Source organism: Treponema ruminis, from assembly GCF_014201975.1.
GTDB lineage: Bacteria > Spirochaetota > Spirochaetia > Treponematales > Treponemataceae > Treponema_D > Treponema_D ruminis.
Genome location: NZ_JACHFQ010000002.1, coordinates 104579 through 121808, shown reverse-complemented (window position 1 = coordinate 121808; position 17230 = coordinate 104579). Strand labels below are relative to the sequence as shown.

The following is a 17230-nucleotide window of genomic DNA, read 5'->3' as shown; positions in this document are numbered from 1 at the left end:
CTTGCCAACCCCGGCAGGGAGGATATATAAAAGAAAAGGCAACACGCAGTCCAGCGTCTTGCCTCCATTGTGGGTGCCTGATTATTCAGGCGTTAGGCCCGTCACAAAGGTTCGAAACATTTTGTGGCGGGTTTTCTTTTTATTCGCCGTCTTTTCGGCGACAGACATTAATTGCGTAGTTGATTATTGTGCAGAAGACACGGTTTCCCGAGAAAGTTCATCTTTTAGAACAAGAATCTGATCCAACGGCAATGAGCAGCATAATGCGATTTCTTCGGCTGAAAGTTTGTTTAATTTAAGTAAATTTTTTGCATTAGAAATTGCATTTATGCGTTCACCTTGTTGTAATCCCTGTTGAATCCCTTGCTTTTCGCCCTGCATGAAGGCGTATTTCTCGCGGGAAATGCAGTCATGGACAAATCTCTCGTAGCCGATCTGGTTTTCCCATTCCTGCTGGTCCCGGCTCATTGAGTTTAAAAGCGCTTCTGCCATGTCCATTTCCTCCTGCATCTTGGTAAGTTTATTGAGCAGAAGCCTTGCTTTCTCGTTTTCTCCTGCCATTATCAGAATAGACCAAAATTCGAGTTCTGACAACTCTGAGGCCGGCTTGCTAAAAAGCTCTTTGATTTTTGGAAGCTCAATATAGTGAATCTGCACGATGTCGCTCAGCTCGGTGTTGTCTTTCCTTTCACGAAATGTGTACGTATGATGCAATCTTTTGTCCTCGACGGTCTTAAAGTCCATGAACATTATCTGGTAGATGTGGGCTAGAGAACTGTAAGGCTCGCCAGAACTTAAGGAATTGTGCGTGAGGGTAGCCGCATAGTAGATTGACCGCTTGATTTGGTCGTCCTGATACATTGAATTCTGTATCTCCACATCCACCTCGCTACCATCCTCCAGCTTGCAGTGGATGTCCAGTCGCGGGAACTTTCCGTCGGTACGGCTAGGCAAGAGTTCTGGATTCAGGACTTTTGTTTCTCTGACTTTGCGGCCAATCACCGCGGAAAGCATTTTGTTTCTGCAGTAGGTTGATTCCTTACATTCTTTTGAAAAAAAGGATTTGAATACGATATCGTTCTTAAGGTTAAGCAATCTGCCCTGAGCGACGGCCTGGGCTGCTTCTTTTTTGATTTCGTCACCGACAATAATCTGGTAGGTCATATTTTCACCTCTTTTGGAAATAAATTTTTCGCAGGAGAAAGATTGTAGTGTTGTAGTGGAACACGAATCTCTCTTTTTCCTACACATATTTATTTCCAAAAAAAATGCATTTTCGGCAATGCGGAGTGAAAAAAGTCAGAAAATTACAAAAGATTTTTTGTGGGTTAGAGGAGTTTTTGTTTACGACGTGGATTTTATATAGTAGCCGTACCTTTTGCAAACAAAAAGACGGCAATAGAAGAAAATCTTTATTGCCGTATATAAAGTCGTTTATTGCAATAAAAGTAATCGTTTACGGCAATGAACAATCTCCTTTATTGAAATAAAAGAGATAATTTACAGCAATAAAAGAATTCATTCATTGCAATAAAATTGTGTATTTACAGTAATTCTTTTGAAAGTTCATCTTTTAGCGCCAGCACCTGTTCCAGCGGCAGGGAAACTGCCTTTGCAATTTGTTCTGGAGTTCCAAGATTCATACAAAGCAGATTCTTTGCATTAGCAAGTGCATTTATGCGTTCACCTTGTTGGATTCCTTGCTTTTCGCCCTGCATGAAAGCGTACTTTTCTCTTGATATGCAGTCATGGACAAATCTCTCGTAGCCGATCTGGTTTTCCCATTCCTGCTGGTCCCGGCTCATTTGATTCAAAAGTGCTTCCGCCATGTCCATTTCCTCCTGCATTTTGGTAAGCTTATTGAGCAGAAGCCTTGCTTTCTCGTTTTCTCCTGCCATTATCAGAATAGACCAAAATTCGAGTTCTGACAACTCTGAGGCCGCCTTGTCAAAAAGCTCTTTGATTTTAGGAAGCTCTATGTAATGAATCTGTACGATGTCGCTCAACTCGGTGTGGTCGTCCCGCTCCTTGAATGTGTAGGCGTGATGGAGCTTTTTGTCCTCGATTGTCTTAAAATCCATGAACATTATCTGGTAGATGTGGGCTAGGGAACTGTAAGGCTCGCCTGAACTTAAGGAATTGTGCGTGAGTGTAGCCGCATAGTAGATTGACCGCTTGATCTGATCGTCCTGATACATTGAATTCTGTATCTCCACATCCACCTCGCTACCATCCTCCAGCTTGCAGTGGATGTCCAGTCGCGGGAACTTTCCGTCTGTTCTGCTCGGAAGCAGTTCTGGATTCAGGACTTTTGTTTCTCTGACTTTTCGACCAATCACAGAAGAAAGCATCTTGTTCCTGCAGTAGGTTGACTCCTTGCACTCTTTCGAGAAAAAGGACTTGAACACGATGTCGTTCTTAAGGTTAAGCAGTCGTCCCTGGGCGACGGCCTGGGCTGCTTCTTTTTTGATTTCGTCACCGACAATAATCTGGTAGGTCATATTTTACCTCTTTTGGAAATAAATTTTTCGCAGGAGAAAGATTGTAGTGTTGTAGCGGAACACGAATCTCTCTTTTTCCTACACATATTTATTTCCAAAAAAAATCGATTTTCGGCAATGCGGAGTGAAAAAAGTCAGAAAATTACAAAAAAATCTGCCACATCCTTATGGATGTCGATGATTGCTGGCCCATTCGCACCTTATGACCTTTAAATTAAAAATAACTTAAATTTACATTGATTTTTTTTAAGGTAGGGTTTATACTTAATTTAAGAATAACTATAATTTTCAAAAAGTATCTTAAAAGCTCTAAAATCTCTTATTTTTTGGGGATTTGAAGGCTATTAAATTGTAAATATAGGCAAGGCAAAATCTATTTTTGTCTTAATAAATATAAAAATATATTTATCGGAGTATTACATGAAAAGATTCTTTTTTGAAAAACTTTTTGCAGGTGTATTGGCAAGTCTTTCTTTATTCGCTTTTATTTCCTGCGGTGAAGACGCTGGTCTTGGTTCCACCGTTGATACACTTCCTCCGGAGCTCTCCATCTCATATCCTCCTGATGATGCTTACGTCAAAGGCTCTTTTGTCTTTGCGGGAACTTGTTCCGATGATAAAGGCGTTACCCGTATTGAGGTTTCTGTCAAAAAACTTGAAAAAGATGGCAGTACCAAGGATTACGGCACATCGCTGGCTGATATTAAAGATTCCCTCACATGGAGCATGGAAGTCAATAAATCCACTGATTCCGGTTTTGAGCTTCCTGATGGTATTTATAAGCTCGAAGTAACTGCCTGGGATAGGAGCGGCCGAAAATCCGGCACAATTCCTCGTCAGTTCCAGATTGACAACACGCCTCCTGTTTTTGTAATCACTAAACCTGGCGTCAACCGCAAAACTTTCCTCTCAGAAAATTCCATTTCAAAATACGGTTCTCTCTTTGCCATTGAAGGTACAATCGCCGACGACCACAGCATTGCTTCTATGGACATTACAATTTACGACAAAGATGGAAATCTCGTTGCTGAGCCATATTCTGAAAAGGATATTTCCACAACTGGCGGTACAAGCGTCACCATCGCCCGCTATATTGAGGGCGGCATCGATGAGTTAAATACCCGTTACAATGATATTTATAATGTCGGTGATGCAGATGCTTCCGGCAACAAAATCTATTCCTGCACAATCACAATTGCTGATTCTACAAAGGAATACAAAAATCCTGGCGACGGAGGCGTAGAAGGCGGCAACTCAACTTCTGTCGTTTATCTTTATGATGATATTTATGAGGACTACATGAGTGCCAAGAAGGGTGCCGGTCTTTCTGCAAACGACTTCCGCTCAGTCTTGAATGGAACTGCTACCGACGCATCATTGGCGGGTAAGGGTATCGCTACTGACGTTACCGTAGAAAAAGTCCGGGCTGCGCTCAATAAATTCGCAAAAGACACCACTAATATGGAAGATGATTCTCTTTCATTCTCCCTTAATCCAAATGCTGACCCGACTTACAATATTTCGGGCTTTAACCTCAATTACAACGAAGCTGGCACTGCAATCGCAACCGGCACCAACAAGGCCATGGGTGAGCAGCCACTTACAATTATCGTAAGTGCCGGTCTTGACCAGGTTAACATCGATCCAAAGAGCCTCAAAGTTTACATCAAAAAGATTATTGATGCCGATAAAGCCCACATCACGAAAGATACCCTCAACAAGAGCATTGCAAATCTCGTTACAAAAGTCAGCGAGCTTGAAATTGACCTTGCAAATGCAAATGAATCTTCTGATTCTTCCGCTCAAAAAGAAGCCGAGGCCCAGCTTAGCGTAATCGACGGCTGGAACCTCCTTCTCGACAATTCTCAGGATCCAACTCCGTCTGACAAAACCGTAACCCTTTCAACAGAACTTCCTGCCAGCAACTACATTGAAGCCAACGCTTACTATGCAATCGTTGTAACAGGCTGTGATAAGGACGGAATCAAGCTTTCTCAGACAAAGAATTATGGTTTCATCGGTACGGTTTCTGCCGTTCCGCCAAGCGCTAGCTTCACTTCACCAAAAGACCTTGCATATTTCGCAAATTCAAAATATATCGAAGGCTCAGAGACTGACAAACTCGTATTTACGGGTACGGCTACAGAGAACAATGCCGGAATGACTTTGCGGGAAATCACTGCCACACTCACAGTTTCTGATGAAAGTTCTGGAAAGGAACTTCCTGACTCAATTCAGGTTACAATCAAGGGCGATGCAAATAATAAGTGGACAAAAGATGGCGGCTTGAGCTGTGTTTATGACGAAGAAAGTCATACAAATATCTGGACTTTCATCCCATCACTTTGCGGTGAAGCCTATCAGAAAATCATGGCGGTAAGTGAAGGCCTCATGTACCTCTACAACGTCAACATCAAGGTAACAGGCACTTCAGCCCTTTCTTATGAAATGTCACGCAGCGTTCATATTGATACTACAAAGCCGGTCGTACAAATCACTTCAGTTTCTCCGCTTGTTTACGGCAAGGAATACTTCGGCGAGGATTCAGAATATAAGAATTACACATTCATCAACTCTTCAATCTTAATTCAGGGAAGCATCAACGAAGTCAATCTTGAAAATGTAACATACGACGTCCGCGCAAGTGAAGATTTGACTGCCGATCTTTCTGATGAAAAATACTCAGTCCTCGGGGAAATTAAGGAATTCTATACAAAACTCGGCGTAGAAAATTCAATTGACGGTGAATTGGGCAAAATCCGTACTCTCGACAAAAAAATCCGCACTGATCTTGTCACAAATTACTTCCTTGCTACAGGAAAAATTACAAAAGATCAGCCGATAAAAGCCCGTGTCGTCTTCCGCGCAATCGATAATGTCGGTAACGTTGGCGAATATAATTCAATCGAAAGCAATGACGGCGAAGATTTCTACATTTATCAGGAAACAAACCGCCCGAAAGTCACACTCGGAAACGCAGAACTTTCTTACAAAGATGGAGAAACTCAAAAATCTCTGAGCGTTGATACCGAAGGCCTGAACAAAAATAACCTCACCTATGAGCACAACCTTTTCGGAACGACAAACAACAACAAGCTCTCTGTTTCATTCAGTGATGATGATTCTGTAGTTGAATATGAAATTTTCATCGCAGAAGATGGAAAAGACTTCAAAAAAGACGAAAACGGCAGGGAAATCCCATTCTATACGGCCACACCGAATAAAACTTCGGCTTCAGTCAACTGCACTCTCCCGGAAAACGAAGGCGTTTACAAGGTAAAAATCCTCGCACGAGACTTCATCCGCTCAGATGCAATGACAGACGCAAGCGAACCGTATGGAGTCAAGGAAATCGGCCCCTTCTATATTGCGGTGGATTCCGGTGCTCCAAGCCTCAGCCTCTCTAATCCTCAGAACGGAGCCTTTGTCTCAAGAAGCAATGGCGTTGACGGCGGAGTCAAGGGAACTGTCTCAAAGAAGGGAACAAAAATTTCCGGCTTTATCTACCAGCTCGGTGACAAAAAGAAAACACCTCTCGTTGAACTCACAGATGCTGTAATTGACGAAGAAACACCTGTAAACGAAGTCTACAACTGGACTGGTAAAATTGCCACCATGCCGGAAGAAGGCACTAACTTCAAGCTTGAAATTACATCAATTGACGCCTACGGACAAAGCTCTACAATCATCGCAAACCTCGGAATCGATGAAGAGGCTCCGACAATCAAACTTAATCCAGATGAAGACGAAAACTTCACCGGTAGCAAAAAGATTCTTGAATCAAATTCAAACTACAACGTAAAGGAAATTGAAGGCGTAAAGGTAAACCGCTATCTTGTAAGCGGAAGCTGGTGTGATGAAAAGACAGTTGTCAATGGCGAAACTACTGAACTTATTCAGGGCACAGGAACAAGCGAACTTTACTACGCTTATGCAACAGAAGTTGAAAACGGTGAGCCAAAGTGGTGCGCAACTCAGACTGTAGCGGGCACTGCAAAATCAACCGCCGAAACAACATTCAACATTTATATTCCTCTCACGGAAGGTGCAAACTTCGCATACAAAGTCTGGGGTAAAGATGCCGCAGGCAACACTACAACTCCAAGCGAAGAAGCCGGTACACTGGTCAAAGGAATTATGGTTGACCTCGGCAAACCGGCAATCGAAAAAACAGCTCCTGCAAGCGTACCTCAGTACGTCAAGAATGGGGAGACACTCACAATCACAGGCAAAGCCGAAGATTCTTACGGACTCAATGAAATCATTGCCAAGGTAAAACTTGACGGTGCAGACATCGCAAGTGGAAACAAGGGCTACACATTCACAAAAACAATTGCCGAAGACAAAAAATCCGGCACATTCACAATCCAAATTGAATCAGGAGACACAAACAACGGCGCATGGACATTCGAAATCCACGCAACAGACCTTGCTGGCCGTGAATCAGGCACACTGAACTACAATACTGTGGTGGATACAAAGAAACCTGTATGGGATGCAGATTCCTTCCAGGTAAATAAAGCTCCATATGCATCTGGAACTAACCACACATGGTACAAGGCAAGTTCTCTTCCATTTGCAGGAATGTATAAAGAAGAAGGAAGTGGAATCGATCACGTCGATTATACTGTTATCAAAGCTGGTGAAACAAACGGAACTACAGAAACATTCGGAACAACAAAGGTAACTGACGAGGACGGCAATTTCACAGGTGAGGAAAGCTTCTCTGCAAACCTCGGTGAATTTGAACGAAAAGTAAACGAATCTGGAACAGTAGCAAATATCGTAAAATTCACTGCAGTTGATAAGGCTGGTAACAAGAGCGAAGAAACAACTGTTGAAATTTACATTGATACAGAAGCTCCGGCTCTTGAATCTGACATTACTGGCTCACAGTTCTCAAATACAGAAACACCGATTGATGTAACTGGAACTTCTACGGATGATTCATCTGGAATCGCAAGTGTTGAACTTGAATTGTATGAAGACGGAAACACAAATAGAAAGGGCGAGGCAATTCCTGCAACTTCAACTGCTACGGCAGAGCAGGGGGCCTATGCTAAATGGCAAGCCTCAATCCCGGCTGCAAGATTGACAGGTCTCGAAAGTAAGCCTCACTCTGTAAAGGCAATAGTTATTGATGGCGCTGGAAATAAGACAACATTGACTATTTTCAAAATCAATGTTGATAAAGATTACCCTGTAATCACTAATATCAGCCTTACGAATACAAGCGAAAAATACAGTGTTTATCAAACAAAGGAAAAGGAAGCCGACTCTACTACTGAAATTGATACATATTATGTTCATAACAACGATGCCAATAAATTCTCTATTTATGGCTCAATTATGGATCAGACTTCCGGTATCAAAACAATCGGATTGTATGAAGGCTCGTCTACAACACCGCTTAAGGAAGTTACATCTCTGCCGATTACAGACATTGACTTCACTGGCCGTACAGGCCTAGCAAACCTCAAGATTAAGGCTACGGATAATGCCCAAAACGTAACAGAATTCCCTCTCGTCGTTAAATTTGACAACACTCCACCAAAGGGAATCCACGCAATTGACAAGAGCAATAAGGATATTTTCTTCCGTATCAGTGATTTGAACAACTGGAAAGTTGCAGAAATTGAACCCGGTGTATTTGAAGGCGAAATCCCGGCAAATCTTTGGGATACTGCCCTTGATGAAGACATTGGCGGTAAGTATTCTCCGACCTCATATGGCAAAAATCAGACTGTCCGCGTACGAGGCCATATTTCCGACAGAGAAAGTGGCGTTGACATGATTTATTATAAGGTCATCTCTGCCGGTACGGAAGAAATCCTTCAGGAAGATACAACCGTAACAGGAGAAACTACTGTAAAAGGTCTTAACCGTATTGCCACAGAATTCCTTGAAAATTACAAGGATGACAATAACGGTTACTTCCGTGCAAATAAAATAGAAGAAAAGCGCATTGCATATACTTCCATCGGTGATAAAGACATGGTTTATGATACTGATGGTAATTTAGTAGCTTTGCTTGGAAATGACGAAAGCAAGAAAAATGGTTCAGGAACAATCTTTGAAAATTATGTAAAAGATTTTGGTACCTGCTATGGTCAGGATGGTGTTACAGATTCTCTGAAGCGCTATGCCACAGTTACTACAAACTACGATAATTCGTTCACAGGCTTTAAGGACGGACACAACTACCTCATTCTTGTTGCTGTTGATAATGTCGGAAACGCAAGCATTGATTCTGTAAATGTCGTTTATGGCGGCTCAATAACAGAATACAGCAACTTCACGCTCAATGTTGATACTGAAACACCTGAACTTCAGTCAGCGAAGTCTGGTCAGCTGCTTACAAATGGCTCTGATGATCTTAACCTTAACGGAACATTCTCTGATAATTTCTCAGGAGTTAAGACTATTGTTCTTGATCTCGTAAATAATAATACGAAAAAAACAGTAAAATCTTTCTCTCTTAATTCAAATTCTCCGTCTCCTAACGCAGGCTTTTTGACAACATCGGGAACATGGGATGTAACAATCAGTTCGAGTGACCTGACTGAGCTTGGTACTGCAGTCTATTCTGTAAAAGCAACCGTAACAGACCGGGCTGGCAATCAGTGGCCTCAGAGCATATTCACTATTCAGAAGGATGCTACGCCACCTGAAATCCCAAGTGTCAAGATTACACATAATTCTTCTACATATAAGATTTACAAACCTAATGAAAACGAAGATAAATACTTTGTAAATCCAAGTGAAGGAACATTTAAAATCGAAGGTGTCGCAACGGACAATTACGGCATAGCTAAGGTAGAACTTGAAATTCCTGGCTATAGTGGTGATATCGAGCCTGTTGAGAACACTGGAACTTTCTCATTTGACGGCCTTGACCTTTCAGAATTCACTGGAACTGGCGTAACAGTATCTTTGAAAGTTACCGATACGGCAGGCAATCCTTTCGTCGTTAAAGATTCTGACGGCAACATTCTTAAAAATTCTAAGGAAATTGAAATTATATTCGATAAAAATTTCCCTGCTTGGAGTGATGCTGATTTCAAAATCAATGATAAGCCTTATGCTTATACAGATTCCTCAACTCACACCTGGTATAAAGATTCCCTTCTTCCATTCTCTGGCGTATTGACTGAAAATGGATGTGGAATCGAAAAAATTGATTACAAAATCATTCAGGCTGGAAAAGCTGCAAGTGATGCGTCAACAGGCTCATTCTCAACGACGGTTCTTACAGGAACTGATGCCGGAAAAGAAAAATTCCTTGTAAATCTCAGTGAATTTATTTCACGGGAAGGAACAGTCAATAATGAGTATAATGAAGTTATACTCACGGCTTATGATAGGGTTGGTAACCAAAAAGCCTATACGCCAGTCTATATTTATATCGATACAACTCCACCAGTTGTTACAAAACAGACAACAGAAACCCTTTACTCAAATGGAGAAGGAACCCTTCCTAAGCTCACTGGAACAGCCCAGGATATCCATGCCGGATTGTCAAGCATTGTAATTTCAGTAAATGGTAAGGAAATAAAAGAAGGGGACACAACTTACGGAAGCCTCACTGTTACCAAGACAGGAGAAGAAACGATTACAAATGATGGCGGAGAGTCTACAATTACTTATGACGAAAAATTGTGGAAGTGGGAAGTTGAAGTTAATAACGCTGCCGTATTTAACGGTGTAAGTGCCGGAAACTTCTCAGTCTCTGCAATTGTAACAGATGCAACAGGTTCGGAAAGCAAGGCTGGCAATAAAACAACAGAGTCAATCGCAACTGTTATTATGGATGGAATTTCTCCTAAAGTGACACTCACAGCCCCAACTGATGCAAGCACTGATGACGACGGTACTCAGATTAACGGAACAATTTCTTTGACCGGTACAATTTCCGACGAAAACGTACTCCCAGAAATCGCTGTTACCGGCATTCAGTATGTTAAGGCTCCGCTTAACACTAATGGCAAAGCTAAAGAGTTTGAGAATTTGACTGATGCTGAGAAGAATGCCCTTTCATGGACAAGTCTCACTAAAGATTCAAAAGGATCAATGGAAAATCTTGCTTTCACTGGAAACTACACCTTCACAATAAGCGGATTTGACACAAGCAAACTCGACGACGAATCAACATATTATCTCAAGGCTGTGGCCAAGGACAGGGCCGGTAATCCAGGCTATTCTTCTGTACAGACAGTAATAGTTTCTCAGGATTCAGACAGACCAATCCTCAAAATCACGAACATCACAGACTTGGGAGAAGCTTCAGAGCCACGCTTCGCACTTAAGTATGGAACGAAATCTCAACTTAACGCAACGGTAAGTGATGATGATGGAATTGCAGAAGTTGTTATTTCTGAAACTCCTTATACAGGTGCGTCAGGAGAAACTGCAAAAGGAGTTACGGATGCAAATCAGCTTCCAACTGTAAAATTCACTCCGGAAGAAGATAATAATAAGGGTAAAAACGTAGATGGTGAAAAGAAAATCTATGTCTATATTAAGGATACGGCTGGAAATAAATTCTATACGACTTACACAAATACAACTGATTCGACTAAAACATATCTCGGTTTACCGAAAATCCGTGTAGGCGAAGATACACTATTCTATACAGCACCGAATAATGCCGGTAATACTGCCTGTGCAAAAGAATTCTCTTACAACTCAGACTCAAATTCTCCGACTGTAGGTGATATTCTGGCTCTGGCATATGAGGCTGATGGAATAACCGCGAACGGTGGACTTAAGGTAGATGACAATGGTAATCCAATAAAATTAAATGGCACGGATGTTTATGACCAGTTAGAAACTGTCAGTGCCAGCTACACAGTTGGCGGAACTAAAAAGCAGAAAGTTAAATTTGAAATCACTGCAAATGACGCTAGCGGTATCGCTGGAATCACGCTTGAAGTAAGCTACAAGAAGGATGGAACTTCCGTAACGGATAAATACCGTCCGACTGCACCTGCAAGTGGAACAGATGCACTTGCAACAATTTTGGGAAATACAGAACTTGTTAATTACACACAAAGTGGAACTTCAGTTGTCGAGGACTTCACGGTTAACGGAGTTACTGTTCCGGGACTGCGATGGACAACAGAACTTATTTCTCTCGCTGGCATTGATACTGGAAGTATAACTCTCAAGGTGATTCCTTATGATAAACTCAGTCTCGTTGGTAACGGAAACATTACGTTTACGGTTGATAATTCTGGACCTGAAATCAAAATACCAAGCCCAGATCCTATGGAAGAAGTTACTGGAACTGTAACTGTTTCAAGTACATCTACTGATGTTGGTGGCTCTAAAACACATTCGACAATGTGGCTCATTCCTACAATTGAGCAGCAAGGTACATCAGAATCAACACTCTGTACTACGGCAGCCTGGCTTGATACAGGTTACACCTCAAAATCAACGGCATCTTCATGGGCATTCGAACTTGCTTCTGATATAATCGGAAAATATGATTCCAATAGCTATGCAAAAAGCATTAATGATGGAGTTTACACTCTGCCATTCTATATTCGTTCCGAGGATGAGCTTGGAAATTACACAATAAAAACTGATTACACAATCAAGCATAATCCTGATGCAGACAGACCTAGAACTTCAATCAGTTACCCGGATAAAACAGGAACTTCCTCTGCAGGAACTGTTTTGGGTGGAACAATTCGTGTTACAGGAAGCTCAATAATTGATGCGTCTGCAGAAGCTTCTGTAAAAGCCGTTTATCTTCAGATTGCAACAGCTGATTCGGATGGAATTTTCAAATTCGACAGTAGTGACAAAACAACAGTCTCTAATGCTGTAAATAAAGAAGGTGAAATAAACGTAGGCGGCTATGGCTACACAGTTTATGATAAAGATTCTGCAAAAACAGATTTGGGATTCGACGCAGATCATAACCTGTTGTTTGTAGATTCAACTGCAGCATCTGACTGGTGGGGCGTAAAAGCAAACAAAACAACTTCATGGAATATTTCTCTTAACGAAAACAGCGAAATGGATCCAGCTTCTGGAAAAACGAGAAGAATTGCCATCAGAGCCTGTGCAATCAACTCAAACGGAAAAGTTGGTGCCTGGTCAGAGGTATACTATATAGACGTTGATGCGACTGCACCAACACAGACTGCAACATTGCGCCAGTTTGCAAGTGGATCAGATATTTCGACAGATTTGACAAATGCCAGTGCAATAAGAAAGTACGAAAGTGAAATGTATCTCAAAGGCGACTGGTATCTTACGGTTGAGCTTAATGATGAAAGTTCAATTCATGGATATACGGTTAAGAAGGGCGGCGTGCTTCTTGAAGAAGGGGAATATACTGAGTCCGTAAAGACCTACAGGTATAAAGATGATTCAATCGATACTACTGGAACTGCAGCCTCTGAATCAAATCCGATTGTAAATGTTTCTAAGACTCTCTTTATTCCTGTCGACATAAGTGCTTCGAACGTTAAGTATACTGTAAGTGTTACTGATACCGAAACAAACGGACACACAATCAACGCAACTTACAACCTTAATATTGACAATAAGGCTCCTGAAATTAAGAAAGTCTTCAACGGCTCTGACAGTGAAAAATCGCCGGAAATTACTGCAAATTATAATATTGCAGATTCCGACTACACATTTATCCTCGGCGGCAAAGTTGATGAAGACGGCTCTGGATTTGAAAGTGCTGTATTCTATTTTGTCAGGGAAGGTGCTTCTTATGGAAGACAGACGGTTCTCGATCCTTTGTGGGTAAAATCATCAAGTGATACAGGTACTGCCGGCTCAAAGGCTTATTTGTATGAAACGAAAACTGTATCTGGAAAAGACCTTGATGATTCTACTAAGCCGATTCTCACAAAGCGTACATTCACTCAGGATGATACACATTCTTACTGTCTCTGGGCTCTTGCAGTTTCTGGAACAATGAAAGCTGACGGTTACACATTTGAAGCCTCATCTTCTCTTGCCTCAAACAAACATATTCGTGCAGGCGGATTGATAGAAGTCGGCGGTATTTTGCGAAAGATTGATTCTGTAAATGGAACGACCGTAAAATTTGAGACAAGCACAGGTGTCACATCTGACACTAGTACAATAGCTTATTTCCCTTATGCACAGGTCGTTGACAACACAGGAAAAGAAAAAAATGCTTCTGTTTCTTTAAATCCTTTCACAGTTAATAGTGACGATGGGGATGGAATGCCAGAAGAAGTAAGTGGCTCTAAGACAAACGGCTTTACATGGAACGCAACAATTCACTCAACAAATATGCCTGACGGTCCTGCAAAACTTGTAGTTCTTGCATTCGATAAGGCTGGCAATGTTAGCGGAACTTCATATGAAGTCAATGTCGTGAACTCAGCTCCTAGACTTGCAAAAGTATTCCTCGGAACAGACTTGAACTCAAACAATATCTGGGCAAAAGATGAATTTGTAGCTTATAACCTCTACAATGCAAACGCTTCTCATGGAATTGATAACACTGAAGTGAAAGCTACCGTTTCAATCGAAACTTCAAAATACGAAAGTAAAGCTGCCTTCCAGGTTAAGGATAAACTTGCTGTAATCCCAGAAATTGTAGGTGGAAATGGAGACATTATTCTTATTTATAAGAATGGGGCAACCACGACTGACGCCGTTCCAAGCAGTGGAACAGGAGCAGGAATCAGAGCAAGCTCAAATGCTAAAGTAAGTTCTGAGGAAGGTGCAGATTTCATTACGAAATTGATTACTTCAACAAATCGAATCGGAACCGTAATTTACAACAATAAAGAGACAGATACTAGTCTTTTGGGATTTACTCTTACAAGCAAGCAGGTTGCAGGTCTTGAGGATACAGGAAATCTTTCTGCGACAAACGGAAATAAAACAGGCGTAAATGCTTCGTTCACATTCTGGGACAGCACGGAAGAAAAAGAGGCTGGCATAGACAGCCAGAACTGTGTTCTCCATATCTCTGACCTTACCCTTGCCCTTGTGGATAATGTAAGACCAGAAGCAAAAATCAGACCGTTCTATTGGAACAGTGAAAGCAACAACAGCCTGTACCAAAACAAACATGAAAACGGACACATTGAGCTTGAAAAAGACCTGTCGGATTCTATATTCAATGGAACTGGTGAATTTGATAAGGATCCGAAAGTCTCCGGAAAAGTTGTTCTTACCGGTACTTTGTATGACAACAAGATGCTCAAATCCGTACAGGTAAAAATGAGCGGATTTAAATTCGGCTCAACTGCTGGTGCTTATAAAACTCTTGCAACGTATACGGCGGGAACAGGCTGGTCGGCAAAAGAAACTAAAAAGAATGGCTCTCTTGGAACAGACGGCTATGAATTCTACATTGATTCAGACTCTCTTGATCAGGGCGGTCACACGGCAAACTGGGTTTTGACTTTGGATACAGAAAATACTGAAGCATTTGCCAGCGTGGCAGCAGCAGACTGTGAACTTATCGTACAGGCTGTGGATGCAAGCGGAAGCTCAGAAACACAGAACTCTTCGGTAGGCACATCTAACACAGAATACGCATACGAAGCAGACGGAATTACCCTCAAAATGGACGGCGATAAACCTAGTGATGAACTCTATACATCGTACTACCGCATGGATGTCGTTCCTTATATCACGGGAATTGAGACAGAAATTCGTACTGCAAGTGGCTTGAAGAACAGCAATATCCGTTCGGCTAGTGGAAAGTACAGTATTCTCGCAAACAATTCCAGCAATACGATTACGGTCAAGGGATTTAACTTCAAGAATGGCTCGATAAAAGCAATGATTGCAAATAAAAAATCAACTGAGGGAACTGTGGCATATGACACTTCCCTCACTTCTGGTGCCTCAGCGACATCAACATCAGCCGCGACTGTTAAACTACTCGGATCTGGCACTGTTACAGGTACGACAAGTTTCACTATTACAAACACCAACATTGATAAGTCCGGTTATCTTGAGGTATTCTCAAACAATGTACGTGCGCTCAACAACATCAACAACAACGATGCACACGGAGAATTCGCATTAACTGGAAATGAAAATTCTAGTGGAAATAAAACTCCTGCAATCAATGATTACAAGTCAATGCCGAACCGCGTAAACGAAGCTGACTTCTACACGACAAAGAACGTTACACTCACGGACGACAGATATCTCAGGTTCTTTGACATGAAGGATACGGAAAAGAAAAATGCGTACTATCCAAATATGATTATGGAAGGAAACGATCCTGTATTCGGATTTGTTGATTTGAACGGTACGGAAGAGTCTTCAATTGATACTTATGGTGGTAGTCAAATTGCTTCTGGATATCAACCGCAAAGAGCAAAGTATTCTGGAACTACAGGCAACCAAAGTAGTATTGAATACTTAATTGGCGGTATGAGCTGGGACCAGATGGCTATGGCTAAAGATTCTGTTGGTAAATATATTCATGCTACATCATTCAATTATGCTGATGCAACCATGACGATTGTTTATGATAAATTCGCTTCTAAATATACTTGGCATCCAAATGGAAACGAGCTTTATACTTATACAGGTGCATGGGGTAATGGTACTGGATGGTCCAACATGAGTTATAAAGAAAACAACAAAACATATTACTACATCGAAAGGGCAGAAAAAACTGGTAATAATGCTGTTTCACTTGAGGCTATAAGTTATGGTGGAAAAAATTTGATTGGTCGTTATCAGAATATCAAGATGGTTGCCAAGGCAAATTCTACTACTACCGCTGATACAAGTGTTTATATGGCGTATTATGATGATAATACGGAAACAAAAGATGTTATTTTCAGAACATTCCAGATAAAATCGACAAATACTAATACTGATTGGTATTCTCTGGGTGAAACAGGTATCAAAACAAATCTGAAGGAAAAAAATACTAACGGTCGTATAGTTGCTAGACCATCAGGTACGACTTATGCATCATGGAAAGGCTCAAAATATCTTGATATTGGTGTAACACCTGGAACTTCAAGTGTAGTTATAATCGTTTATTACGATATGGAAGAGGGAAGACTCAGAATGATTTATTCTGGCAATGCAATCAACGGATCATCAATTACGCCAACTCCAAACTGGCGTACTGCCAACGTAACTTTCCCAAGTTATGTTGGAACCGATGTTTCAATGGTAATTGATGGTTTAGGTGGAATCCATATTACGGCTTCTGATGCAACCGACTCTGACTTGGTATATATGTACATGCCAAGTTATAGTAGCAATACTTTGAAAACGATTAAAGTAGATCAGGCATTCTCTGTCGGTACATGGACATCAATTAAAGTAAAGGGCAATAATACTGATGGTTATGTGCCTTATATTGCATACTATAATGCAACAGAAACAGGAAGCAGGGATTCTATCAAACTTGCATATCTTGCAGATTCTGAAAATACAGTTGCAGCTGCAGATGAGAAAGATATTCAGGGTGTTGATTCTAACGGTTATACAACAGGCAAATGGGAATACATGACGGTTCCTGCCATCACACCTCCGCAAGGTGGAGACAGCAAGTTCAGGGCTGTCTGTCTCGACTTCGACTCGAGCGGCAAGCCTGTAGTCGGCTACCTCGGTACAAACCTCGAGTTCGGTAAATGGCTCGACGAGTAAGCTTACCCTAAAAAACGCAAACAGGGGGAAACAGCATAAAAATCTTCATACTGCTTCCCCCTGTTTTTTTAAATTATCGAGATTTGCCT

The 17230-nt window shown here is 41.5% G+C and carries 3 protein-coding genes; 1 reads left to right on the top strand and 2 read right to left on the bottom strand.

The annotated features are described in order from the left end of the window. Positions 1-183 precede the first annotated feature (183 nt). Both HNP76_RS03030 and HNP76_RS03025 read right to left on the bottom strand, forming a co-directional pair. Positions 184-1164 (bottom strand): Rpn family recombination-promoting nuclease/putative transposase, encoded by a 981-nt coding sequence (locus HNP76_RS03030; protein WP_184657372.1) that lies wholly within the window; start codon positions 1162-1164, stop codon positions 184-186. 380 nt (positions 1165-1544) lie between these two features. Further along, complete coding sequence (locus HNP76_RS03025; protein ID WP_184657370.1) at positions 1545-2501, bottom strand: Rpn family recombination-promoting nuclease/putative transposase; 957 nt, start codon at positions 2499-2501, stop codon at positions 1545-1547. Between the two features lie 420 nt (positions 2502-2921). Between HNP76_RS03025 and HNP76_RS03020 the strand changes: the two genes are divergently transcribed. Beyond that, complete coding sequence (locus HNP76_RS03020) at positions 2922-17141, top strand: Ig-like domain-containing protein (RefSeq protein ID WP_184657368.1); 14220 nt, start codon at positions 2922-2924, stop codon at positions 17139-17141. Positions 17142-17230 lie beyond the last annotated feature (89 nt).

Coding starts and splice junctions, on each gene's coding strand:
- HNP76_RS03025 (WP_184657370.1), bottom strand. CDS start 2,501: ATGACCTACCAGATTATTGTCGGTGACGAAATCAAAAAAGAAGCAGCC.
- HNP76_RS03020 (WP_184657368.1), top strand. CDS start 2,922: ATGAAAAGATTCTTTTTTGAAAAACTTTTTGCAGGTGTATTGGCAAGT.
- HNP76_RS03030 (WP_184657372.1), bottom strand. CDS start 1,164: ATGACCTACCAGATTATTGTCGGTGACGAAATCAAAAAAGAAGCAGCC.